The following is a 23403-nucleotide window of genomic DNA, read 5'->3' as shown; positions in this document are numbered from 1 at the left end:
AATTAATTGAAACACATATGTATATGCTACTTTATATTTTAATGGGAATCTTGGTTCTTGTTGTATTTCTGGCTATAATCGCACCAAAAAATTATAATGTATATAGAACGATCGAGGTCGCTAGACCAAAGGCTGAAGTTTTCGAATACCTTAAATACCTAAAGAAACAGAGGGAATGGTCGCCATGGGAAAAGAAAGACCCGGATATGGATCATAAGTTTACGGGTACGGATGGAGAAGTAGGAGCCATTAGTTATTGGAATGGGAACAAAGATGTAGGTGAAGGTGAGCAAGAAATCACCAAAATAATCGAAGGAGAGCGAATAGAAGGTGAACTAAGGTTTTTAAAGCCTTTTAAATCCACTTCGGATTGTTATTTTGACGTGGAGGAAATCAGTGGTGGGAGTACCAAAGTTACTTGGGGTTTTTCGGGTAAGAACAAGTTTCCCATGAGTATAATGATGTTGTTCATGAATATGGACAAAATGGTAGGTAAGGATTTTGAAGAGGGATTAGAATCCCTTAAATCCATTCTTGAGAATTAGTTCTTATGGAATATAATAGTGTTGGTTGGTTTGAGATACCCGTGGTCGATATGGAACGTGCCAAGGTGTTCTATGAAACAGTTTTCGATATAACCATCAGTGTCCATGATTTGGGAGGATTGATTATGGGATGGTTTCCTAGTGCCGAAGGGAAGAAAGGAGCTTCGGGATCGTTGGTACAACATCAGATGTACATACCAAGTGCCACCCATGGGCCTTTATTGTACTTTACCTGTGTGGACCTTGCTATTGAATTAAGTAGGGTTGTAGCGGCCAAAGGCGAAATACTCAAAGAGAAAACAGAAATAGGAGGTGGGCATGGATTTATGGCCTTGGTGAAAGATACCGAGGGCAACCGCATTGCATTACATTCCTTACGATAATATTACATATAAAAAATTGTAGCCTCAGCCCTGGCCCCAAAGCGAATAGGGAAGATTGTGGTTCCTATTCCTTTGGAAACGTACATTTTCGAGATTTCATTAGAATACCATCCTTTTACATAGTCACCACTACCGTATGGTGTCATCAAAGGTCTTCCGAAAAAGGTGATTTGCCCTCCGTGGGTATGACCAGATAGGATAATGGGTTTTATCCCTAAAGAAGCACTTACTTCATCAACGGTTTCCCGATAGATAGGACAATGGTTAAGAACAATGGTTGGCAATGACCTGTCAATATCTATGGATGCCGATTCAAAGTCGGGAGTACCAAAAACCAAATCGTCCAAGCCTAAAATATTGACCTTCGTAAGTTTTGTTTTTAAAACAAAGGATTCGTTGATCAACAGAGTGCAATTACAAGCGTCTAAAGCCTGTCTCAGTTCCTTTATATCAACTCGGCCGGAATATTCTTTATTGCCTAAAATGGCTACCTTTTGAATATTTTGGTCAATAAGGGATAAGAATTCTTTTAAGAGGGGAATTCGTGAATTTTTTGTGATGCTATCCCCCGTCAGGAACAACACATCGGGTAGCTCTTTGTTTATTCGCTTAGCGAGTGATTTGTGTACCCATTTAATTTTTTCCAGGTGAAGATCACTAAGTTGTATGGCTTTTAGTTTTTTCTTGTCATCCTTTGCTAAATCAAAGGTGTTCCATTCCAAAAAATATTGTTCTAGCCAAAAAGCATCCAAGAGTAGCAGTCCCAAAACCCCTGAAAACATTTTGATCATAAAGCTTCTTCTGCTTAATTTCATTTTTTTCCTTGAAAATTGGATTGTTTATGACCGAACCGTTAAAATCCCGAATAAAAAGTATAGAGTGTTGCCCAATTTGTCTATTGGACAAGTTCTAGCAAAGCAATATCGTATTCACTTTCAAAGATGGCCTTTCCATTTTTCACTTCAATTAAAGTATCGGAATAGGCTTCATGGAGTTTTGTTCCGTCACCGAAAAAACCTTTGACCCATAGCGATTTTTTTCCTTTTGGAAGATCTAATCCGACTACAACCTTATCCTTGAAATCATCATCGATATAGGTTCGGCTAAAGACGTATGGTTTTTTAGAAAGTCTATTGTGTTTGCCCGCGCCGATAGCTGGGTGGTTTTTTCTGAATTTGCCCAATTTCTGCCAATGCGCCAAAGTATTTTTTACACCTGGAAGACTGTCTTGATCTTTCCAATTCATAAACGACCTTAAAGTTGCATCCCCAACAGCACCTTCGATGGTAAGGTCCCTGGAAGATTCGTCACCATAGTAAACCTGTGAGGCTCCCGGCGTCAGGAGTAATACATTTGCCGCTCTGATTGGTTTTTTGCGTTCCTTGTCGTATGGTTGTCCATCGTCATGGGATGTTAAATAGTTGAGTACACTTTTTCCTTTAAGCTTGGTATTCAATAACGTATTGTATTTTTTGAAAATGGATTCATAATCCATATCGGCATCCTGCTTCAACTCAAAGTTGATCAAACTTTTAAAGCCATGATTGTAGAAATCTACTTTCTTATCACCAAAATCAAAGGTTCTTCCATTTGAAATATTATAATTGTAAACTTCCCCGACCATGTAGAACGGGTTGTCGTCCAGTACTAATTGGGGATGTTTCTTTTTCCATGATTCAAATGCTATGGAGGCTTCTTTATAAAGTTCTGACCATGCGTTCTCGTTCACATGTTTTACCGTATCTACCCTGAAACCATCAATACCGAGGTCGTTTACATAATCGGTCAACCATTTAATGATATAGAACCTAGGAGCTCTCGGATATCCTGTTCGGTCAAAGAACAATTGCAGTTCGTCGAGCTCAGTACTTATTCTGCCTTCGGTCTTCCATTTTGCTAAAAGGGCATCTGGTAACGTAACGGCCTCATTTGATTCGGTATAAATATCCGGTAGATTATCGACTAAGGTGCAAGCCGTAGTATTCTCATAAGTGCTGAATTGGCATGTTGGCTCTGTTCTTACCCATTCTTCGGGCCATACGGGGTCTTTTGGGGTAACCGGTCCTGTATGGTTCAATACAACGTCCATTAAAATACGAATTCCGTTTTTATGGGCCGTTTTCACTAATTTCTCCAAATCTTTACGCGTTCCGAAATTTGGATCTAAGGAGGTCCAATCCTTTGCCCAATATCCATGGTACCCATAAGTATTTCCCGTAGATTCGTCGGTATCGCCATGAATTTGCTCTACGACAGGGGTAAACCATATGGCATTTATTCCTAAATCGGTAAAATAACCTTCTTCGATTTTTTGGGTTATCCCTTCTAGATCACCTCCCATGAAGCCCCTTAACTCACCGGTTTCATTTGTTCTTTCGAAGTTTACATCATTATCGGGGTTTCCATTATTGAAACGATCGGTAAGTAAAAAATAAATATTCGCCCCTTCCCATACGAAAGGAACCGTTTCTTGGTTTTCCGGTTGTGTCCGGACTGCAGCAACCTCTGGTTGGTTTGTGGTTACTTTTTTGTCTGGTTTACAGGAGTATATAAAAACTAAAACCAGAAACAATACGAACAGTCGATGCATAGTTGTCTATTTTGGTTAAAGCTATAAAATGCAGTGGGAAATAGAAAATTTATTTCTTTCTATTTAGTACTTTGAATTCTTCATAACAGCTACTGATCGCATCTAGGATCTGTAAATCGTTTGCAGTGGAGATAAAAGATTTTGAATAACTACAATTGTTTAGGATGTCCTCAATATCCACTTTTTCTATTTGCAACAGTTCGGTAAGCGTTTCCCTGTCAAATTTAGAGGCAAGAAGGTCCCGAATGGCATCGTCTTCCTTCACCTGTCTTAATTTTCGCATTTGATTGGGTTTTTTGCCAAACAGGTTACGTAACAAATCTGCCGGATTCAGTATGGCCCCAAGTACTTTGGTAGCTGCGCTAGGGTTTTTCTTTCCTGCTTCATAACCAACGTTCAGCCCTGATATACTATACTGGTAGGCGTTGTTTATAGGCATGTTCTTAACATCTATTTCTAGATAGCCCGTTAATTGATATGGTCTAACAATTACCTCCTCGAGGGCATAAGCCAACTCTGTAAGCGATATTTTGGTGTCCTTGAACTTGAACATATCGTTGGTAACCCTGATTTTCTGGGATTTGAACCCGAGATAGGAAAAATATAGGGTATCGTTTACAGAGGCGGTTATTGAAAACTCCCCTTTTTGATTGGTAATCGTTCCTAGTACTTTATTGAGATTTACAACATGGACACTCTCCAAAGTTTTGTCTGTCTGTGCATTGATCACAATGGCACTTAACGTTTGGGACTCTATTTCGGTTTCTTGGGAAAATCCTAAGAAACCCAAAAATAGCAAGGCAATGGTAATATATTTTATCATTGGTCTAAGATCCGAATAAATGGGTATTAATCAAAACAAAAAGGACTAGGAACGACATTTTTAATATACAATTAACTAAAAGAAATCACTTTTACGTTTGCTCCTGCGTTTTCCGGAATAACTAGCATTGCCTCCTGATGATCTTCTATCCCTTCCTTTGTTCGAGGAATTACGATCTCGGCTATTTCCTGATCGACTCCGATCCCGGCCACCGCTTCTTTTTCGGTCTCTTCCTCCACGACCGCCACCGCCACCTGGATTTTTAGAAACTTCCACGTTGACAAAACGGCCATCTACTTTAAATTCAGTGAAGGTGGCCAATATTTTTTCGGTTACTTCAGCATCTGTATTGAAGAAAGAAAAACTTTCTTTTACATCGACTTTGAAAACATCATCTTTATCAAGGTCAACCGTATCTCGGATAAAGTCTTTTAGCGACATCCAATCATAACCATCTTTTTCACCGACATTGATAAAGTAGCGCACTGAACCACTGGTCGGCACTTGCCCACCGTGATCTCTTCTTCCATCACCACGATCATTCGAATCTACACGGTTTAAGTCTTTGGTCTTGTTGTAATAATTGAAGAATCTGGTAAATTCTACCGAAACAATTTTCTTTATAAGTTCTTCACGGTCAACACCTTGTAACACATCATTTATAGCAGGTAAATAACTTTCTACCTCTTCGTTTATTTCGGTATCCTTAATTTTATTGGCTAAATGATATAACTGTATTTCACAGATTTCCATACCTGTAGGAATGGTTTTCTGGATAAATTTTTGCTTGATCTTATTTTCAATCGATTTGATTTTTCGTAACTCACTTCGGGTTACGATGACCATTGAGATACCTGATTTACCTGCACGGCCTGTTCGTCCACTACGGTGCGTATAGGTTTCAATCTCATCCGGTAGTTGGTAGTTGATCACATGGGTAATATCATCAACATCGATACCACGTGCCGCCACATCGGTAGCGACCAACATTTGTATCTGTTTTTTACGGAAGGAGTTCATTACCAAATCCCTTTGGTTTTGACTAAGGTCACCATGTAGGGCTCCGGCATTGTAACCGTCTTCTATAAGCTTTTCAGCTACTTTTTGGGTATCCCGTTTTGTTCTACAGAATATTACGGAGAATATATCAGGATTGGTATCTGCCAATCTTTTTAGGGCAGGGTAACGATCTCTTCCTCCAACGATATAATATTCGTGCTGAACCGTCGTAGCACCGGAATTTTTGTCGCCAACCGTAATTTCTTGCGGACTATGCATAAATTTCTTGGCGATGACCGAAACTTCTTTGGGCATAGTGGCCGAAAATAGCCAAGTTGACTTTTCTTTTGGGGTATTCGAAAGAATATCCTTGATATCCTCGAAGAAGCCCATGTTCAACATTTCGTCGGCCTCATCTAGTATACAATAATCTATTTTTGATATATCGACCAATCGACGACCTATCATATCCTTCATACGTCCAGGTGTGGCAACCACGATTTGGGCACCTCTTTTAACCTGTTTGGCCTGTTCTGTAATACTGGCACCTCCATAGATAGCAACTACATTGATATTTTTCTCGTATTTTGAGTATAATTTCAATTCGTTGGTAATCTGTAAACAGAGCTCCCTGGTAGGGGAAAGGATCAATCCTTGTGTGGTTCTGCTTTCGCTTTGTATTTTTTGAATTAAGGGAAAACCGAAGGCTGCGGTCTTACCTGTTCCGGTTTGTGCCAAGGCAACTAAATCGGTCTCATTTTCCAATAAGATGGGAATTGCTTTTTCCTGTACTTCAGAAGGGTTCTCAAACCCTAAATCAGTGACAGCATCCAATAGGGACTGTTGTAGCCCCAATGCTTCAAATTTTGTCATAATATATGTTACTTAATCGCAAATATGTGTGTTGTATAGAGCGATTATCGTTTGTAACCTATTAGACTCAGAGCAACACCTGCCATACCGGCGGCAATTAATAAAGGCGCAAAGATACAGTTATTTATTTATATGGATAAAAAGGTATTTATGGAGCCAATAAATATCCATAAATCGACATGATCAAGCCTATGATGCCGAAGACCACCATAAGTGAGATGAAGCCTCTTTGTAATTTGGGATTGTCATATATAATGATACAAATGGCTCCTAGAACAATGCTTATCTGGAAAAATAACATACCGATATCGAATTTTTGGGTGGCAACATCATATTCAGTAGCTTTTGTTTCCCATTCTTTTACCCCGATTATGGCTCCCATTTCACCGTTAAGGTCCTGAACCCACTTTTCTTTGGGTATATTTGATGACCCTAATAATATTTCGGTTTTTTCATCACTATATTTTTGGATCCTGGTCTTTGTTTCAGTTATTATGGAAGAGACGGTTTCTTGTTTTTCTTGGGGTACAATACCTGCACTCATGAGGGTTTCAAGATAATTCAGCTCACTTTCCTTTAGGCTTTCTTTTATACTTTTTGATTGGTACCAGCTAGAGTAGTTGACGACTTTGTTGTGTGCGATCATCATTTCTTCCTCTAATTCGCCGTTAACCATTTGTGCAATTGCCATTAAAGCGGCAAAAATTGCTATTAACACTCCTCCCAGTGCTTCTGCGTTTTCGGAAGCAACCGAAACTTGCATGGTTTTTCCTTCTTTAGTATCCGGGATCATTGGTTAGGCTTTTTAAATAGGTTAATAAATGTTGAATGGCCTTTCCACGATGGCTGATTTTGTTTTTTACCTCCAATGGTAGTTCAGCAAAGGTTTTTTCGTGTGTATCCGGTTTAAATATCGGGTCGTAACCAAACCCTTTTTTTCCTTTTTTGGCGGTTGATATTTCGCCTTCGACAACTCCCTTGAATATATGTTGCTTATTTTCTAGATTTAAGGCTATAATGGTTTCAAATCGGGCTGTTCTGTCTTTTTTTGATTTCAATTCGGTCAGTAACTTATCCATATTGTCATCAGAATTTTTTTGTTCACCGGCATAGCGCGCCGAATAAACCCCGGGAGCCCCGTCCAGTGAATTTACCAATAAGCCCGTATCATCTGCAAAACAAGGGTAGCCATATTTGTTGGTGACAAAATCGGCCTTCAATATGGCATTTGCTTCAAGTGTTTTGCCGGTTTCGGGTATTTCTTCGTCGCAACCAATATCGGTTAGGGATAATAGTGTTATGGTTTTAGGCAGTAAGGCCTGTACCTCTCTTACTTTATTTTGATTGTGTGTGGCGAAAACCAATTTCATGATGTAGCTATTAGTTTTTTCAATTTTTGATATGATTCTAAATATGTTCGTTTAGAAATGATATTTAGCACAATGGGAAGGGTTTTAAGGGGAGGAAAAATATGGGCATAAGTTTAATTCGTTCAAAAATAGTAATTTTATTTACGATTTAATTATCCCTTATATGAAGTTGAAATTACCGCCTGTTCTTGTTTTTGTTGTTTTTTCAACATTCATGTACATATTGGCCATGTTTCTGCCTTTTGGTGGTTTCGAGTTTTTTGGCAGGGATTTTCTGATTATTTTGCTTGGAGGGTTGGGGCTATTATTGGGACTTGTCTCATTAATACAGTTCTTTGTTTCTAAAACGACCATAGACCCTAGAATACCGTTAAAGACAACTAGTTTGGTGACTAATGGTTTATATAGGTATTCGAGAAATCCTATGTATTTGGCACTTTTAATGGTTTTGTTGGCGTGGGGACTTTGGTTGGGGAATGCTTTCAATACCTTGTCGGCAGCGGGTTTTGTGGGGTACATGAACAAATTTCAAATAATACCTGAAGAAAAGGCCTTGCTAGCTGTTTTTGGTAAGGATTTCAGGCATTATTGTACTCAAGTCAGAAGATGGTTTTGAATATTCTCTTTTTATTATTTATTACATAATTAGCTTATAATTCAAAATATTAGTACATTAGCTTATAATTAAAGTATATTAGCTTTTTAAGTTATTAAAATGATAGCAATTATTACAGGCGACATCATAAATTCCAGGGGTTATGATACAACGGAATGGATGGGGCGGCTTAAAACATGTTTGTCCCAATGGGGAGGTACGCCAAAAACTTGGGAAATATACCGGGGCGATGAAATTCAATTACGTCTGCCGATAGATGAGGCGTTATTCGCGGCCATACGGATCAAGGCCTTGATGAAAACGATCAAAGGGCTCGACATTCGCATGGGGATAGGAGTGGGGACTGAATCCTTTGTCGGGGCCGGTGTTAGTGAATCCAATGGTACGGCCTACCAGCGATCAGGGATTACCTTGGAGGCCTTAAAGGAAAATAAAGTGAATTTAATGATTGCCACGGCCGACAGTGAGTACAACAGAACGCTTAACTTAATGTTGAAACTCGCTTCTGATTTTATGGATGATTGGAGTACGGTATCAGCGGAAATGGTATATCTGGTGTTGGGAAACCCTGAAAAATCACAGCAAAATTTGGCCGAGCAATTACATATTAAACAATCGGCGGTAAGCCAAAGAACAAAGAGGGCCCGTTTGGATCTGGTTCAGGAATTACTGGCATATTATAAAACCACTATTAATTCAATTCAGGAATAATGCTCTTTACGAAACTTTTATTGGCCCATTTAATAGGTGATTTTTTGTTGCAACCGAAGCGTTGGGTCGTTCATAAGGAAGCAAATAAGGTCAAATCAAAATATCTTTACTTACATGTATTGCTTCATGCAGGGTTAATGTTTTTGTTGTTGTGGGATTTTAGTTATTGGAAGACCATATTGGTCATTACAGTATCGCATTACTTTTTGGATTTGGGCAAGTTATATGCAAATCCAAAATTCAAGAACAAGACCATTCCGTTTTTTGTAGATCAGTTGTTGCATGTACTGGTCTTATATGCCTGTGTTTATTATGAAAACCTGTATGAGCACACCTTAAGTTTGACAAGCTTAATAGATTGGCCTCTGGTGACCGCTGTGGTTTTTGTAAGTTATCCTACCGCAATCATAATGGGGATAGTGTTAGAAGGAATGTCGAATAGGATAGAGGTGGATCATAAGTCTTTGCCCAATGCAGGAAAGTATATCGGTATTATCGAAAGACTGTTCGTTCTTACTTTTATCATTTTGGGACGGTGGGAAGCTATCGGTTTGTTGATTACCGCAAAATCCGTATTCAGGTTCAATGACCTAAAGGAAAGCAACAACCGTAAGCTTACCGAGTATATATTGATCGGGACATTGCTCAGCTTCGGAATGGCGATCATTGCAGGTATCATATACGTTGGATTTCATCAATAAAATAGGTTTTTCGGGATAGCTATTTAAAAAGTAAAGGTATGGTTGCAATACGAATGGTTTTCTTTTTTCTCTTGTGCTTGGGCCTTGACCTAAGTGCACAAACCTCTCAATTCAATTCTTTCGATGGTTCCAAGATAGTGTATACTGATGAGGGTGAGGGTAAACCGATCTTGCTGGTCCATGGTTTTATCAATACAAGAAAATCATGGGAAAATACTGCATTGAAGAAAGATCTTTTAGCTAAAGGATATAGGGTCATTATTCCCGATTTACGGGGTAATGGCGATTCTGACAAGCCAAAGGGTGAAAGGGCTTATGCGAATGGTGCAGAAATAAAGGATTTGATCTTGCTCATGGATCATTTGAAGATAAAGCGCTATAAAGCGATAGGATACTCAAGAGGGAGTATAGTCCTTGCGAAATTATTGACAACGGACAAACGGATTAAGAAAGCCGTTTTAGGCGGAATGGGTGTTGATTTCACTAACCCAGATTGGGATCGGCGAAGAATGTTCGCCAAAGCTTTCGCAGGGGAAACCAATGAGATAACACAAGGAGCTGTTGATTATGCACGATCAATACATGCCGATTTACTTTCGCTGCACTTACAGCAAAAACACCAACCGGTGACCTCACTACGGGAATTGGGGGCCATACGAAAAAGAATATTGATAATTACAGGTGATCAGGATGCCGACAACGGCAATCCGGAAAAACTACAAAGGGCATTACCTAGGGCAGAACTTCAAATAGTGGAAGGCGACCATAACGGAACGTATAAGACCAAAGGTTTTTCCAAAGCTATAATCGATTTTCTGGATTAAAGGGCCAAAGAGAAAAAAAGGTTTGTCGATATTAACGTATTTATCAAGTTTATTTATCAAAATAAAAGCTTTTGGTTATAGGGATAACTTTTGATAAGATTCCGCTGAACGCTTCAGAATTAATTTTTACTTTTATCGCTTGATTTTAAGAAGAAGATCGGGATAGCTCCATGATTAACGAGACCCAAAAACAGCACACAATAATCTAAAGAAGATAACCAAAGTGGCACGTAACTACGTTTTTGATTTTGACAGTACCTTAACCCGGGTTGAGGCCTTAGATGTTTTGGCGGAGATGACCTTGCAAGGAAAATCCAACAGGGAAGAAATAATAGATGAAATACAGCGAATCACCAATTTGGGGATAGACGGTGATATTTCGTTTACGGAATCTTTGGAACGACGAATTAAACTCCTTGAGGCCCATAAAGACGATTTGGAAGGATTGGTTCAGGAGCTGCGTCAAAAGATTTCAAAGTCCATAGAGTCCAACAAGGAATTTTTTGAGAAGTTCTCAGATGATATTTATGTGATTTCCTGCGGTTTCAAAGAATTTATCGATCCCATTGTCAAAGAGTACAACATTCCTTCCGATAGGGTATATGCAAATACTTTCGAATTTGATGAGGAAGGGAATATCATAGGATTTGATGAGAAAAACGTTTTGGCAACCCATAATGGTAAGATAGAATGTCTTAAAAACCTTCATTTAGAGGGGGAAGTACAAGTAATCGGAGACGGGTATAGCGATTATGTAATGCGTGAGGCTGGAATAGCCGATAAGTTTTTCGCTTATACGGAAAATGTGCATAGGCAAAAGGCTGCTGAGCATGCGGACCATGTTGCGCCTAATTTAGATGAATTTCTTTTTGTGAATGACTTGCCACGTAATATTTCATACCCAAAGAATAGAATCAAGATACTTCTTTTAGAGAATGTGCACCCGGCAGCTTTCCATAACCTATCTGAAGATGGTTTTTCGGTAGAGTTGGTAAAAAGTAGTTTGTCAGAAGAGGAGTTGATAGAACGTATTAAAGGGGTGCATGTGTTGGGTATTCGTTCAAAGACACAAGTGACCCAAAAAGTGTTGGATGCCGCCGATAAGTTACTCGTAGTCGGTGCCTTTTGTATAGGTACCACCCAGATCGATCTTGATTATTGTAAATCGAGAGGGGTCGTAGTTTTCAATGCTCCATATAGCAATACGCGCTCAGTAGTTGAATTGGCCATTGGTGAGATCATTATGCTCATGAGGTACGTTTTTCCAAGAAGTACCGAAATACACGGCGGACAATGGAACAAAACGGCCGCTAATTCAAAAGAGGTAAGGGGCAAAAACCTAGGTATCGTTGGTTACGGTAACATAGGAAAGCAATTATCGGTATTGGCAGAGGCTATAGGTATGCGGGTTTATTATTATGATATTGATGACAAACTTGCCATTGGTAATGCCGTTAAATGCGAAACGTTGGAAAATTTAATGAATATTTCCGATGTCGTTTCCTTGCATATCGATGATAACAAGGCAAATAAGAATTTCATTGGGGAGCGCGAGCTGAATCAAATGAAAAACGGAGCAATGTTGGTCAACCTATCCAGAGGTTTCGTTGTTGATATCGAAGCATTGGCAGAAGCATTGAAAAGCGGTAAACTTGGTGGTGCAGCGGTTGACGTTTATCCTAAAGAACCACGGGCCAATGGGGAATTTCATACTGAGTTACAAGGTTTGGATAATGTCATATTAACACCGCATGTTGGTGGTAGTACAGAGGAAGCCCAACGTAATATTGCGGATTTTGTGCCTAATAAGATCATGGAATATATCAATTCCGGGAATACCGTAGATGCAGTGAACTTCCCGAATATTAGATTGCCTAAACAAACCAATGCCCACCGTTTCTTGCACATTCACAAGAATGTTCCGGGTATAATGGCCAAAATCAATAAGGTACTTGCAAAGTATGAATTGAACATCAACGGTCAATATTTGTCTACCGATTCGGAGTTGGGTTATGTAATAACCGATTTGGATAAGGAGTACAATAAAGAGGTTATCAAGGCATTGCGTAAAATAGAGAATACCATTAAATTCAGGGTGCTTTATTAAGCCCTAGGTAAGGGTTTAAGCTTTTCTCAAAGGTATTTTCACAATGTTTCTAGAGTTTTACCTGTGATGGTACGGTTCGTTTTTCAAAATGGTAAATGCGCGATATAATTGTTCTACTACGAACAAGCGCACCATTTGATGCGAAAACGTCATCTTTGAAAGACTTATTTTTCCTTGGGCTTTTGCGTAAACGGTATCACTGAACCCATAGGGTCCGCCAATGGCCAATACCAATTGTTTAATACCTGAATTCATTTTTTTCTGGAGGTAATTGGAGAATGAAACGGAATCATATTGTTTTCCGTTCTCATCCAAAAGTACCAGAACATCTGTATTGTTCAGTTTTTTCAAGATCAGTTCACCTTCCTTTTCTTTCTGTTGTACTTCAGAAAGGTTTTTTACATTTTTAATGTCCGGAATAATTTCCAACTCAAATTTAATGTAATGACCTAGCCTCTTTTCATAATCCGAAATAAGATGCTGTAGTGAAGTATTATCGGTTTTGCCAATGGCAATTAGTTTGATCGTCATATGCCAAATTTAAAACTTTCAAGTTATAGGATTTCCATATTGGATATTGTTTTTAGTAATTTAGCACAAACGATTATTTTCCATGATTTCACAAGCACAGTTTCAACAAGAGATAGATTTGATAATTTCCAATGCCATTCGAGAGGATGTTGGTGATGGGGACCATAGCTCATTGGCGTGCATTCCTGCAACTGCCATGGGTAAAGCCAAACTTTTGGTAAAAGATGAAGGGATCATCGCTGGAATTGATTTTGCCAAGCAGGTATTTGCATATATAGACAAGGATATGCAAGTAGAAACTCTTATAGAAGACGGTTCTAAGGTAAAATATGGGGATGTCGCTTTTTATGTATCAGGGGCATCACAAAGTATTTTAAAGGCCGAACGTTTGGTGCTGAATGCCATGCAGCGTATGAGTGCCATTGCGACCAAGACCAATTCCTATGTTGAATTATTGGCGGGCACCGGAACAAAAATCCTGGATACCAGGAAAACCACACCGGGGATTAGGGCACTTGAAAAATGGGCCGTGAAAATAGGTGGTGGGGAAAACCATAGGTTCGCACTTTATGATATGATCATGCTAAAGGATAACCATATTGATTTTGCCGGAGGAATTACAAAAGCGATTCAAAAAACACAGGAATATTTAAAGGAAACCCAGCGCGATTTGAAAATTATCGTCGAGGCTAGAAATTTAGCAGAGATAGAAGAAATTCTGAGAACGAAAGGCGTTCATCGCATCCTAATCGATAATTTCAATTATGCAGATACGAGAAAGGCGGTGAAGATGATTGGTGAACAATGCCAAACGGAATCTTCTGGCGGGATCAATGAAAAAACAATCAGGGAATATGCCGAGTGTGGGGTAGATTATATTTCTTCAGGGGCTTTAACGCATTCAGTGTATAATATGGACCTAAGCCTTAAAGCGGTATAAATGTCTGTAGAGATTGAGGAAAAACTTGATAAAATACCTATAGTCAATTGGTTCGTCCTGCTTTTGAAAAAGGTGAAACTACCTGCTTTTGAAGGCCTTTCCCTTTATGATCTAATAGAGATGTACGTCTTGGGTATTTTGCAAGGTGCATTATCCTCTAGGGCGAGTTCCATTGCCTTTAGTCTGTTTATGGCTTTGTTTCCCCTGTTGATATTTTTGGTTACCCTGGTGCCTTTCATTATTCCTTATGCGAGCGTTGGCAATGAGAATTTCGATGCCCAGTTTTTGTTGTTCTTGGAATCTTTTTTACCGTCCGCGACCAGTGAATATTTTGGGGATATTTATCAGCAGATAAAAGACCAAAGGAGTGGTGGGGTCTTGTCCTCTGCATTTTTTATTTCCATATTTCTTATGGCAAATGGCGTGAATGCTATTTTCGGGGGATTTGAAAATTCATATCACGTAAAACTGACCCGAAATTTTATCCGACAATATGCCTATGCACTTATGGTCGGACTTATTCTTTCGATCCTCCTTATTTTGGGAGCGGCCATTTATGTGTATTTTGAATTTTATATTTTGGATTATTTGAGTGAATGGGCAGCCAAGACCAGGGGGTATGACCTTAGTGACAATGATATTGTAGGCGCCCAAGTCGGTAAAATCCTCTTTTTTATGATATTGTCGTATTTCACGACTGCCATATTGTATTATTTCGGTACTGCCGAGGGAAAACAGGCCAAATTCTTTTCAGTAGGCGCGTTAATGACCACCATACTTTTTGTGTTGACATCCTATCTTTTTGGGGTGTATGTTGAAAAATTCGCCCGTTATAACGAATTATACGGGGCTTTGGGAGGATTATTGATACTTATGGTGTTCATTTGGTTAAATTCCAATATATTGCTGCTCGGGTTCGAATTGAACGCATCCCTTAACTCATTGCGAAAAAATATCAATAAAGATGACGAAAAGAAGTAGGCTGTTACTATTGGGAATATTGGTCATGTTCTCATTTACCGCTAAATCACAAAGTATATTCGGTAAGTGGAAGACCATTGATGACCGTACGGGAAAGCCTAAGGCCATAATTGATATTTATAAGAAAGACGGCCTCATGTATGGCAAGGTAGTCAAGATTGTGGAAGAAGGTAAAGAAGATGCCGTTTGTTCCAAATGTGAAGGTGAATTAAAAGATCGGCCTATTTTAGGTATGATGATCATTGAGGAAGCTAAAGAACATCATAATGGCGAATGGAAAGGTAAAAAACTCTTCGATCCACAACAAGCCATGACTTTTAGGTGTAAAATATGGTTGAACCCCCATAACGAGAATGAATTAAAGGTCAGGGGATATCTGGCATTTATTTATAGAACGCAGACCTGGTTGCGTGTTGAAAGCTAAAAGTTGTGAAGTATGCAACATTTCATCAATGTAATATTGCCGATTCCGCTCGAAAAACTCTTCACTTACAGTATTTCCGAAACTGAATTTCAGCATATAGAACCTGGAATGAGGGTGGCGGTGCCTTTTGGTAAATCAAAAATATATACGGCATTGGTCTATGAAACCCATACGAATCCTCCAGAGGTGTACGAGGCCAAGGAAATCCATAAGATATTGGACGACGCTCCTGTGGTCAACCCTGTACAATTGAGGCATTGGAGGTGGATCGCCGATTACTATATGTGTACCATTGGCGAGGTGTTCAGAAGTGCAATGCCCAGTGCTTTTTTATTGGAGAGTGAAACTTTAATATTAAGGAATGAAAGGGGAGTAGTTGATGAGAATGGACTAAAAGACGATGAATTCTTGGTTTATGAGGCTTTACAGCATCAATCCATGTTGCGGGTAGATGAGGTCAGTGCCATTATCGACCGGAAAAATGTGCTGCCTATATTAAATAGGTTGATCGAAAAGCAGGTCATTCTACTAAAAGACGAAATATACGAGCAATATAAACCGAAATTGGTCAGGTATGTAAAATTAGGTTCGGCATACCGGTCGGAAGAAAAGTTAGAGGAATTATTGGAATCTTTGTCCAGGGCCCCGAAACAGAGTCAGGTGGTTTTGGCTCTTTTCCAATTGGAAGTAAAGGATAAGAAGCCTATAAAGATCACCGACTTGGAACAGAGCAGTGGTAGCTCAAAAGCGGTAATCAAGGCTTTGGTAGATAAGGGAATTCTAGAGGAATATCTCATAAGGATCGATAGGGTAAACTACGAGGGTGAAAATGAGGATTTTGATCTAAAGACCCTAAACGAGTATCAACAAAAGGCTTTGGTCGATATACAAAAAAGCTTTGATGACAATAAGGTTGCCCTACTGCACGGTGTTACTTCTTCCGGTAAGACCGAGGTATATGTAAAGCTTATCGAAGAATGTATAAATAGTGGTAAGCAGGCTTTGTACCTATTACCGGAAATCGCATTGACCACACAATTGATCTCGCGATTACAAGATTATTTTGGAGAGAAGATATCCGTGTATCATTCCAAATACAGTATACATGAAAGAGTGGAGGTATGGAATAATGTTTTGGCCCAAAAATCGAAGGCCCAAATTGTCATCGGCGCCCGTTCTTCCCTGTTCTTGCCGTATTCAGATTTAGGATTGATTATTATAGATGAGGAGCATGAAGGTTCATTTAAACAATTTGACCCTGCACCAAGGTACCATGCAAGGGATGCGGCCATTGTTTTATCCAAATTGCACAATGCAAATACGGTATTGGGTTCGGCAACTCCAAGTTTGGAAAGTTATTATAATTCCCAAACGGGGAAATATGGGTATGCCAGTATTGATCGTCGTTTTGGCAATGTGGTAATGCCCGACATTGAATTAGTCGATTTAAAGGACCAAACACGAAAAAGGAGAATGAAAGGTCATTTTTCTGAACGGTTATTGGAAGAGATAACAGAAACCTTGGACAATGGTGAACAGGTGATTCTTTTTCAGAATCGAAGGGGTTTCGCCCCTATAGTGGAGTGTACTACCTGTGGGCATTCACCCCAATGTCCTAACTGTGATGTTAGTTTAACCTATCATCAACATAGAAAACAATTGCGTTGTCATTATTGTGGGCATCATATTGCCTTACCAGAGAACTGTGAAGCCTGCGGTAGTCCAACATTGGATACTAAGGGATTTGGGACCGAGCAGGTAGAACAAGAGTTTAAAGATTTATTTCCTAAGGCAAATGTGGGGAGAATGGATCTAGATACGACAAGGGGGAAATATGGGTATGAAAAGATCATAACCGCATTTGAGCAACAAGAGTTGGATGTACTTGTAGGAACGCAGATGTTGACCAAGGGACTTGACTTTAGGAATGTGAATCTTGTAGGTATTATGAATGCGGATTCCTTGTTAAATTTTCCCGATTATAGGGCGCATGAACGTAGTTTTCAGTTATTGACCCAAGTTGCGGGTAGGGCAGGGCGGACCAAAAAACGCGGTAAGGTTATCATTCAAAGTTATAATCCTTACCATCAGATACTAAAACAGGTTTCAACCAATGATTATTTGGGAATGTTCAAAGAACAGTTATATGAGCGGGAGCAATTTTTATATCCGCCTGTTAACAGGATTATCAAGATTACATTCAAGCATAAAAACTATAACACATTGAATGATGCGGCCGAATGGTTTGCAAAAGGCTTAAGGAATGTTTTCAAGTCTGGAATATTAGGTCCGGAATATCCTCCTGTGGCAAGAATACGTAATCAATATATAAAAAATGTGATCATAAAGGTTTCTTTAAAGCAATCTTTACCGCAAACAAAAAACAGCATTAAAAGAATAGAAAATTCCTTTAATGCTGTTTCGCAGTTCAGAAGTGTACGTGTAATCTACAATGTAGACCACATTTAGAAATTACTATGTAAAGTTTAAACGTTACTTAGCGCCTCGGCCAATTCGGCCTTTTTATTTCTACTCAAAGGTATAGACCTTCCGCTAACTTCAACATTCTTGCTATTGAATTTCTCAACTTTTTCAAGGTTCACAATGTATGATTTGTGAATTCTAAGAAATTTTTCTTCAGGCAATTGCTTTTCAAAAGATTTCATTGTTGATAAAATTACGATATTCGCTTCATCCGTAACTAATTTTATGTAGTCGCCCAAGGCTTCTATCCACTTGATATCGTTAAGGATAACTTTTCTTTTCTTAAGGTTACTTTTTACGAAGATATGTTCTTCATCTTCCAGTACCCTGTTCATTTGTTCGTATTTTGCTACGGCTCTTTTAACAGATGCATCAAAACGGGCCATGGTAATGGGTTTGTGCAAATAGTCTGTTACATCGTAGTCAAATGCTTTAAGGGCATAATCCGGTTTTCCGGTGATTAAGATTACTTGAGGACTGTTTTCAAGGGATTCGAGTAGGTCGAATCCATTAATGATAGGCATCTCAACATCAAGAAAAATTAAATCGATCTCATGGTTCTTGATACCATTCTTCGCCTCTATGGCATTGCTGTATTCAGCAACCATCGCAAGGTTCGGATGGTTGTTGACCAATTTCGCGACTGCCATACGCTGCATTGATGAATCATCAACAATAATACTTCTTAATTTCATAAATGGGTTGATTTGTGGGGTTAAATCATCGACAAATTACCGAAATTACACGCTGAACTGCAATAAAAGTTGTAAACAATGTATTAAATACTGTGTAATTTGCAATGACCATTTCATTAGATTTGGTTAAGTTCAATTTTTATGATTATCCTTTCTATAACGAAGATTTTTTCGTTTTCTTGTGATAACTTCAAAATATTCTTACTTTTGCGCTCCTTAAAACAAATATATTTATGAACAATTACGAAACTGTTTTCATTTTAAATCCCGTTCTATCAGATGTTCAGATAGAGGAAACAGTTAAGAAATTCGAGGATTTCTTAATTAAGAATGGTGCCAAAATGGTATCAAAAGAAAATTGGGGGCTTAAGAAATTGGCCTATCCGATCCAGAACAAGAAAAGTGGTTTTTACCATTTATTCGAATTCACTGCTCCAGGAGAGGTGATTACACCTTACGAGCAAGAATTCAGGAGAGATGAGCGTGTAATGCGCTTCTTGACTGTGAAGTTAGACAAACATGCCATTGCATGGGCTGAGAAAAGAAGAACAAGATTAAAATCTAAAGCGTAAGTACTATGGCATCTATAGAACAACAGGCAAAAGGAAAGAAAGATGGGGAAATCAGGTATTTGACCCCATTGAATATTGAAACCAACACAAAAAAGAAGTATTGTCGTTTCAAGAAGTCAGGTATTAAGTACATTGACTATAAAGATGCTGATTTCTTGATGAAATTGGTAAACGAACAAGGAAAGCTTCTTCCAAGAAGGTTAACCGGTACTTCTTTGAAATATCAGAGAAAAGTGGCACAGGCAGTAAAAAGAGCGCGTCATTTGGCACTTATGCCCTATGTTGGTGATTTATTAAAATAAAAGAAACGAACCATGGAACTTATATTAAAGGAAGACGTACAAAACTTAGGTTTTAAAGACGATTTGGTAAGTGTTAAGAACGGTTACGGAAGAAATTTTCTAATACCTCAAGGTTTGGCCACATTGGCAACTCCTTCTGCTAAAAAGGTATTAGCAGAGAATTTGAAACAAAGAGCCCATAAAGAAAAGAAAGTCGTTGACGCTGCGAACAAAGTGGCTGAGGCTTTAAAATCTTTGGAACTCAAGATAAAAGCAAAGGCTGGTGCCGGAGACAAACTTTTTGGTTCGGTAACTTCTATCGATTTAGCCGCTGCCCTTGAAAAAGAAGGTCATGAGGTTGATAAGAAGTTTATCAATATTCAAGGAGGTACGGTTAAAAGGACTGGAACAGCAAACGCACAAATTAGACTTCACAGGGATGTTATAGTAGATTTCCCATTTGAAGTTGTTGCTGATAAGTAAGACTTTTACGTTAATAACTTTTAAGAGCTATGTCCGCATAGCTCTTTTTTTTTGCCCTATTTTTGCCGCTAACTAACTCAAACCAAGTATATGCGTAAAAAACTACAACTCAGTTTTGTGTTGTTGTTCGCTAGTTTTGCGGCAATGGCACAGGTCACAACCTCTAATATTCGGGGAAAAGTGATCGACGATCAAAACCTACCTTTATTGGGTGCTAATATTGTTGCTGTACATACACCTACAGGTACTACCTACGGTGCTATTACCAACGAAGATGGGCGGTACAACCTATTGAACCTTAGGGTCGGTGGGCCTTATACAGTTTCCGTTTCTTATATCGGCTTCAAGACCCAGGAAAAAAACAATGTATTTTTGACCTTAGGCCAAACTTTTGATTTGGATGCTACGATGGTTACAGACAGTCAGGCGCTAGACGAAGTAATCGTGGTCTCAGATCAGTCGGGAACGTTCGGAGACGGTCGTACCGGGGCAGAAACAAGTGTAGGTAGAAGGGAATTGACCCGTTTACCCACAATTTCACGTTCAGCCCAAGATTTCACAAGATTGGAGCCCACGGCAAGTGGTAACTCTTTTGGCGGTCGTAATGACCAGTTCAACAACTTTTCTTTGGACGGGGCCATTTTCAACAACCCCTTCGGATTGGATTCCCCAACTCCTGGTGGACAAACGGATTCGCAGCCCATTTCATTGGATGCCATTGATCAAATCCAAGTGTCAACAGCACCTTACGATGTTACGCAATCCGGATTTACAGGTGCAACCGTAAATGCGGTAACTAAGAGCGGAACCAACGAATTTCACGGAACCGTTTATGGTTTTACCAGAAATGAAGGTCTTACCGGCGGTAAAATTAAGGGTGAGGACGTTACGAAACCGGATTTGAATCAGAGTCAATATGGTTTTAGTATCGGAGGTCCTATCGTAAAGGATAAATTGTTCTTTTTTGCCAACTTCGAGAAAGAAGAACGTGATGATTTGGGTACAAACGGTTGGATACCCAATACTGGATCTGGTGCCATAAATGAATCAAGGGTGTTGGAGAGTGATTTGATTGCCGTACAATCCGCCTTGGGAGGACTAGGTTACGATACTGGTGCCTATGAAGGGTTTACCTATGGCTCGGAATCTACCAAAGGTATTTTTAAATTGGATTGGAACATCAATGACAAAAACCGATTGGCGGTTATTTATAACTTCCTGAATGCTTCCAAGGAAAAACCTGCGCACCCTACGGCAATTGGGGTTAGAGGCCCTAGTTTTACAACCTTGCAGTTCGAAAAATCAGGGTATGAGATAAACAATAAATTAAACTCCGTACAATTGGAGTTGAACTCCACCTTGTCAGACGAAGTAACCAATAAATTACAGATCGGTTATTCCCATTTCGATGACTTTAGGGATCCACTTTCAACACCGGCCCCTAGTATCATTATTCAAGATGGTGCAGGTTCCAACTATATTGTTGCAGGTCATGAACCATTTTCCATTCACAATAGATTGGATCAAAAAGTGTTTCAGATTACAAATAATATGAATATTTTCAAAGGTAATCATACGTATACTGTTGGTTTCGCTTTTGAAAAATTCCAATTCGACAATTCATTTAACTTAGGCTTTTATGGAGGAACTTTTGGTTTTCCTATCGCTGACGACTATTTTGGAAACTTTAGAAGTGTTCAAGAGTTTTTGGATAATGCCCAACCTGGAGGTTTAATCGATGGATTGATTCAAGGTGCTGAAGCAACATATGCCAATAATAATCAATTTGAAGATGGAGCTGATGGTGGATGGACCTTAGCTGAAACCAATGTTGGTCAGCTATCTTTTTACCTTCAGGACGAGTGGACGGCCACTGATGATTTTAAGTTGACCTACGGAATTCGTTTTGATAAGCCCTTGTACTTTGATACTAAGGATAAAATTGCTGAGAATATCGAAAGAAAATCAGCAAATTATCAACCAGATAACGTTTATTATAACCCAAACACAGGAGAAGCTACCACTATCGATTCTGAGCAATTGCCAAGTAATGATTGGATGATATCCCCAAGGGTAGGATTTAATTGGGATGTAAAAGGTGATAATACCTTACAACTTCGAGGGGGTACAGGATTGTTTACAGGAAGATTGCCTTTTGTGTGGTTGGGTAACCAAGTACAAGGTGTTGATTTCTTCTTCTACCAAGCTGTTGATCCTGATTTCAAATGGCCACAGGTATGGAGGACCAACCTAGGTGCGGATAAAGCTTTTGATAACGGACTTGTCTTAACCGCTGATGTTTCCTACACAAAGGATTTAAATGCTCCCCACGTTCAAAACTGGGCGTACAGTGATCCTTCAGGTACTTTGAATGCTCCTGGAGATAACAGACCAATATATTTGGGTAGTGATGTCTCTACCAATGCTTTTGGCGGGCCAACAAGTGCCTATGTGTTTACCAATTCTGATAAAGGGCGTATATGGAACCTATCCCTAAAAGGACAAAAAACATTCGAGAATGGAATTTACACCATGTTGGCTTATAGTTATTTAAATGCCAAGGATGTAAACTCTATTGAGGCCGAAATTACAGGGGATGCTTTCGATTTTAACCCTAATTTAGGGGATGCCAACGCAGATGTGTTAGGGTACTCTAAATATGGGGATACACATCGTTTTATCGGTGTAGGTTCAAAACAATTCAAGTACGGTACGGATGATAAATGGTCAACTACCATTTCAACCTTCTTTGAATATGCCCAAGGAGGTAGGTTTAATTATACATACGCTGGTAACATAAATAACGATAGTTCTTTCCAGAACAACGACCTTGTATACATTCCTACGGCTTCCGAGGTGCAGCAAATGCAATTTACCGGTGCAGGACAGGCAGCAGCTTTTGAATCGTATATTCAACAAGATGATTATTTAAATGATCATAGAGGGGAATATATGGAACGTTATGGTGCTTTGGCCCCATGGAGGGGAAAATGGGATATTAAGATTCTCCAAGACTATAATTTCAAAGTTTCCAGTGGTAAAACACATACGATTCAGTTGAGTTTTGATATTTTGAATTTCGGAAACTTATTGAATTCTGATTGGGGTGTAATTCAACAGCCCAATAATCTGAATCCTTTGAGTGTTTCAGTAGATCCGAACACAAGTGTTCCTACTTATACCTTTAATCCGGAATTGACAGAGACTTTTGGATATGATGCAAGCCTTTTGTCCAGATGGCAAGGGCAGTTGGGTCTTCGCTACATTTTTTAAGCCGACTCAATAATGATATTAAAAGCCCTGATGATTTCGTCAGGGCTTTTTGTTTTACGGAATGATGTACTACCCCTTTTGAGCTTATAATACCGGTTTCCCAATAGTTTCAATAAAGTGATTCAGTAATGGTATGGGTATTTCGATTTTGCAGAATTTTACTGATATGATTTAATTATACAGGCTAAGCCATAGCT

At 39.1% G+C, this 23403-nt stretch carries 23 protein-coding genes; 15 read left to right on the top strand and 8 right to left on the bottom strand.

All coding sequences use genetic code 11. The features are described 5' to 3' along the window. The first annotated feature begins 17 nt into the window (after window positions 1-17). Both GJ691_RS18150 and GJ691_RS18145 read left to right on the top strand, forming a co-directional pair. The gene (locus tag GJ691_RS18150; protein WP_154369542.1) at window positions 18-545 is read left to right on the top strand and encodes an SRPBCC family protein; all 528 of its coding nucleotides are present in this window, start codon (window positions 18-20) and stop codon (window positions 543-545) included. 5 nt (window positions 546-550) lie between these two features. Continuing rightward, window positions 551-928: a VOC family protein gene (locus GJ691_RS18145; RefSeq protein WP_154369540.1), complete on the top strand. Its 378-nt coding sequence runs from the start codon at window positions 551-553 to the stop codon at window positions 926-928. A 2-nt stretch (window positions 929-930) separates the two neighbouring features. Here the strand turns inward: GJ691_RS18145 and GJ691_RS18140 are convergent, their stop codons facing one another. The 6 genes from GJ691_RS18140 to GJ691_RS18115 form a co-directional block, all read right to left on the bottom strand. Continuing rightward, window positions 931-1743, bottom strand: coding sequence for a metallophosphoesterase (locus GJ691_RS18140; protein ID WP_154369538.1), 813 nt, complete (start codon window positions 1741-1743; stop codon window positions 931-933). A gap of 80 nt (window positions 1744-1823) precedes the next feature. Continuing rightward, entirely contained in the window at window positions 1824-3518 is a 1695-nt protein-coding gene (locus GJ691_RS18135) for an alpha-amylase family glycosyl hydrolase (RefSeq protein ID WP_154369536.1), read from the bottom strand. A gap of 49 nt (window positions 3519-3567) precedes the next feature. After that, window positions 3568-4341 (bottom strand): carboxypeptidase-like regulatory domain-containing protein, encoded by a 774-nt coding sequence (locus GJ691_RS18130; RefSeq protein ID WP_154369534.1) that lies wholly within the window; start codon window positions 4339-4341, stop codon window positions 3568-3570. Between the two features lie 75 nt (window positions 4342-4416). Then, the gene (locus GJ691_RS18125; protein WP_154369532.1) at window positions 4417-6213 is read right to left on the bottom strand and encodes a DEAD/DEAH box helicase; all 1797 of its coding nucleotides are present in this window, start codon (window positions 6211-6213) and stop codon (window positions 4417-4419) included. A 148-nt stretch (window positions 6214-6361) separates the two neighbouring features. Next, on the bottom strand, window positions 6362-7006 hold the full coding sequence (locus tag GJ691_RS18120; RefSeq protein ID WP_154369530.1) for a DUF4337 domain-containing protein: 645 nt from the start codon (window positions 7004-7006) through the stop codon (window positions 6362-6364). After that, a complete protein-coding gene (locus GJ691_RS18115) occupies window positions 6990-7583 on the bottom strand; it encodes a non-canonical purine NTP diphosphatase (protein ID WP_154369528.1) in 594 nt (197 codons plus the stop codon). The genes GJ691_RS18120 and GJ691_RS18115 overlap by 17 nt, the downstream gene beginning before the upstream one ends. Window positions 7584-7746: 163 nt before the next feature. Between GJ691_RS18115 and GJ691_RS18110 the strand changes: the two genes are divergently transcribed. The 5 genes from GJ691_RS18110 (at window position 7747) to serA (ending at window position 12542) form a co-directional block, all read left to right on the top strand. Further along, the gene (locus GJ691_RS18110; protein ID WP_154369526.1) at window positions 7747-8199 is read left to right on the top strand and encodes a methyltransferase family protein; all 453 of its coding nucleotides are present in this window, start codon (window positions 7747-7749) and stop codon (window positions 8197-8199) included. A 99-nt stretch (window positions 8200-8298) separates the two neighbouring features. Continuing rightward, entirely contained in the window at window positions 8299-8910 is a 612-nt protein-coding gene (locus tag GJ691_RS18105) for a SatD family protein (RefSeq protein WP_154369513.1), read from the top strand. Further along, entirely contained in the window at window positions 8910-9611 is a 702-nt protein-coding gene (locus GJ691_RS18100) for a DUF3307 domain-containing protein (RefSeq protein ID WP_154369510.1), read from the top strand. Before GJ691_RS18105 ends, GJ691_RS18100 begins: the two co-directional genes overlap by 1 nt. 38 nt (window positions 9612-9649) lie before the next feature. Then, window positions 9650-10435: an alpha/beta fold hydrolase gene (locus GJ691_RS18095; protein ID WP_154369509.1), complete on the top strand. Its 786-nt coding sequence runs from the start codon at window positions 9650-9652 to the stop codon at window positions 10433-10435. 223 nt (window positions 10436-10658) lie between these two features. Further along, window positions 10659-12542 carry a phosphoglycerate dehydrogenase gene (serA, locus tag GJ691_RS18090; protein WP_425481751.1) on the top strand — a complete coding sequence of 628 codons (1884 nt, stop codon included), beginning with the start codon at window positions 10659-10661 and terminating at the stop codon, window positions 12540-12542. A gap of 57 nt (window positions 12543-12599) precedes the next feature. Here the strand turns inward: serA and rlmH are convergent, their stop codons facing one another. Further along, window positions 12600-13073, bottom strand: coding sequence for a 23S rRNA (pseudouridine(1915)-N(3))-methyltransferase RlmH (gene rlmH, locus GJ691_RS18085; RefSeq protein WP_154369506.1), 474 nt, complete (start codon window positions 13071-13073; stop codon window positions 12600-12602). An 82-nt stretch (window positions 13074-13155) separates the two neighbouring features. On the opposite strand from rlmH, the gene nadC reads away from it, so the two are divergent. Genes nadC through priA form a run of 4 tightly spaced genes read left to right on the top strand, consistent with a single transcriptional unit; the run spans window position 13156 to window position 17887 of the window. Continuing rightward, window positions 13156-14013, top strand: coding sequence for a carboxylating nicotinate-nucleotide diphosphorylase (gene nadC / locus GJ691_RS18080; protein ID WP_154369504.1), 858 nt, complete (start codon window positions 13156-13158; stop codon window positions 14011-14013). Next, complete coding sequence (locus GJ691_RS18075) at window positions 14014-14994, top strand: YihY/virulence factor BrkB family protein (protein WP_154369502.1); 981 nt, start codon at window positions 14014-14016, stop codon at window positions 14992-14994. Further along, window positions 14978-15418, top strand: coding sequence for a DUF2147 domain-containing protein (locus GJ691_RS18070; RefSeq protein ID WP_154369500.1), 441 nt, complete (start codon window positions 14978-14980; stop codon window positions 15416-15418). The genes GJ691_RS18075 and GJ691_RS18070 overlap by 17 nt, the downstream gene beginning before the upstream one ends. Before the next feature lie 12 nt (window positions 15419-15430). After that, on the top strand, window positions 15431-17887 hold the full coding sequence (priA, locus tag GJ691_RS18065; protein ID WP_154369498.1) for a replication restart helicase PriA: 2457 nt from the start codon (window positions 15431-15433) through the stop codon (window positions 17885-17887). 17 nt (window positions 17888-17904) lie between these two features. On the opposite strand, the gene GJ691_RS18060 is transcribed toward priA, so the two are convergent. Further along, window positions 17905-18597, bottom strand: a complete 693-nt coding sequence (locus tag GJ691_RS18060) for a LytR/AlgR family response regulator transcription factor (protein WP_109650312.1) — start codon at window positions 18595-18597, stop codon at window positions 17905-17907. 233 nt (window positions 18598-18830) lie between these two features. Here GJ691_RS18060 and rpsF point away from each other — a divergent pair, with 233 nt between their 5' ends. From rpsF to GJ691_RS18040, 4 genes are all read left to right on the top strand, one after another. Continuing rightward, window positions 18831-19169 carry a 30S ribosomal protein S6 gene (rpsF, locus tag GJ691_RS18055; RefSeq protein WP_154369495.1) on the top strand — a complete coding sequence of 113 codons (339 nt, stop codon included), beginning with the start codon at window positions 18831-18833 and terminating at the stop codon, window positions 19167-19169. Window positions 19170-19174: 5 nt separating this feature from the next. Then, complete coding sequence (rpsR, locus tag GJ691_RS18050) at window positions 19175-19471, top strand: 30S ribosomal protein S18 (RefSeq protein WP_013307341.1); 297 nt, start codon at window positions 19175-19177, stop codon at window positions 19469-19471. A 12-nt stretch (window positions 19472-19483) separates the two neighbouring features. Beyond that, on the top strand, window positions 19484-19933 hold the full coding sequence (gene rplI, locus GJ691_RS18045; protein WP_154369493.1) for a 50S ribosomal protein L9: 450 nt from the start codon (window positions 19484-19486) through the stop codon (window positions 19931-19933). Between the two features lie 90 nt (window positions 19934-20023). Further along, window positions 20024-23206 (top strand): TonB-dependent receptor, encoded by a 3183-nt coding sequence (locus GJ691_RS18040; protein ID WP_154369491.1) that lies wholly within the window; start codon window positions 20024-20026, stop codon window positions 23204-23206. The last annotated feature ends 197 nt before the right edge of the window (window positions 23207-23403 follow it).

It is taken from the genome of Maribacter luteus, from assembly GCF_009674825.1.
GTDB classification, from domain to species: domain Bacteria; phylum Bacteroidota; class Bacteroidia; order Flavobacteriales; family Flavobacteriaceae; genus Maribacter_A; species Maribacter_A luteus.
This window is presented reverse-complemented; position numbering and strand designations above follow the sequence as displayed.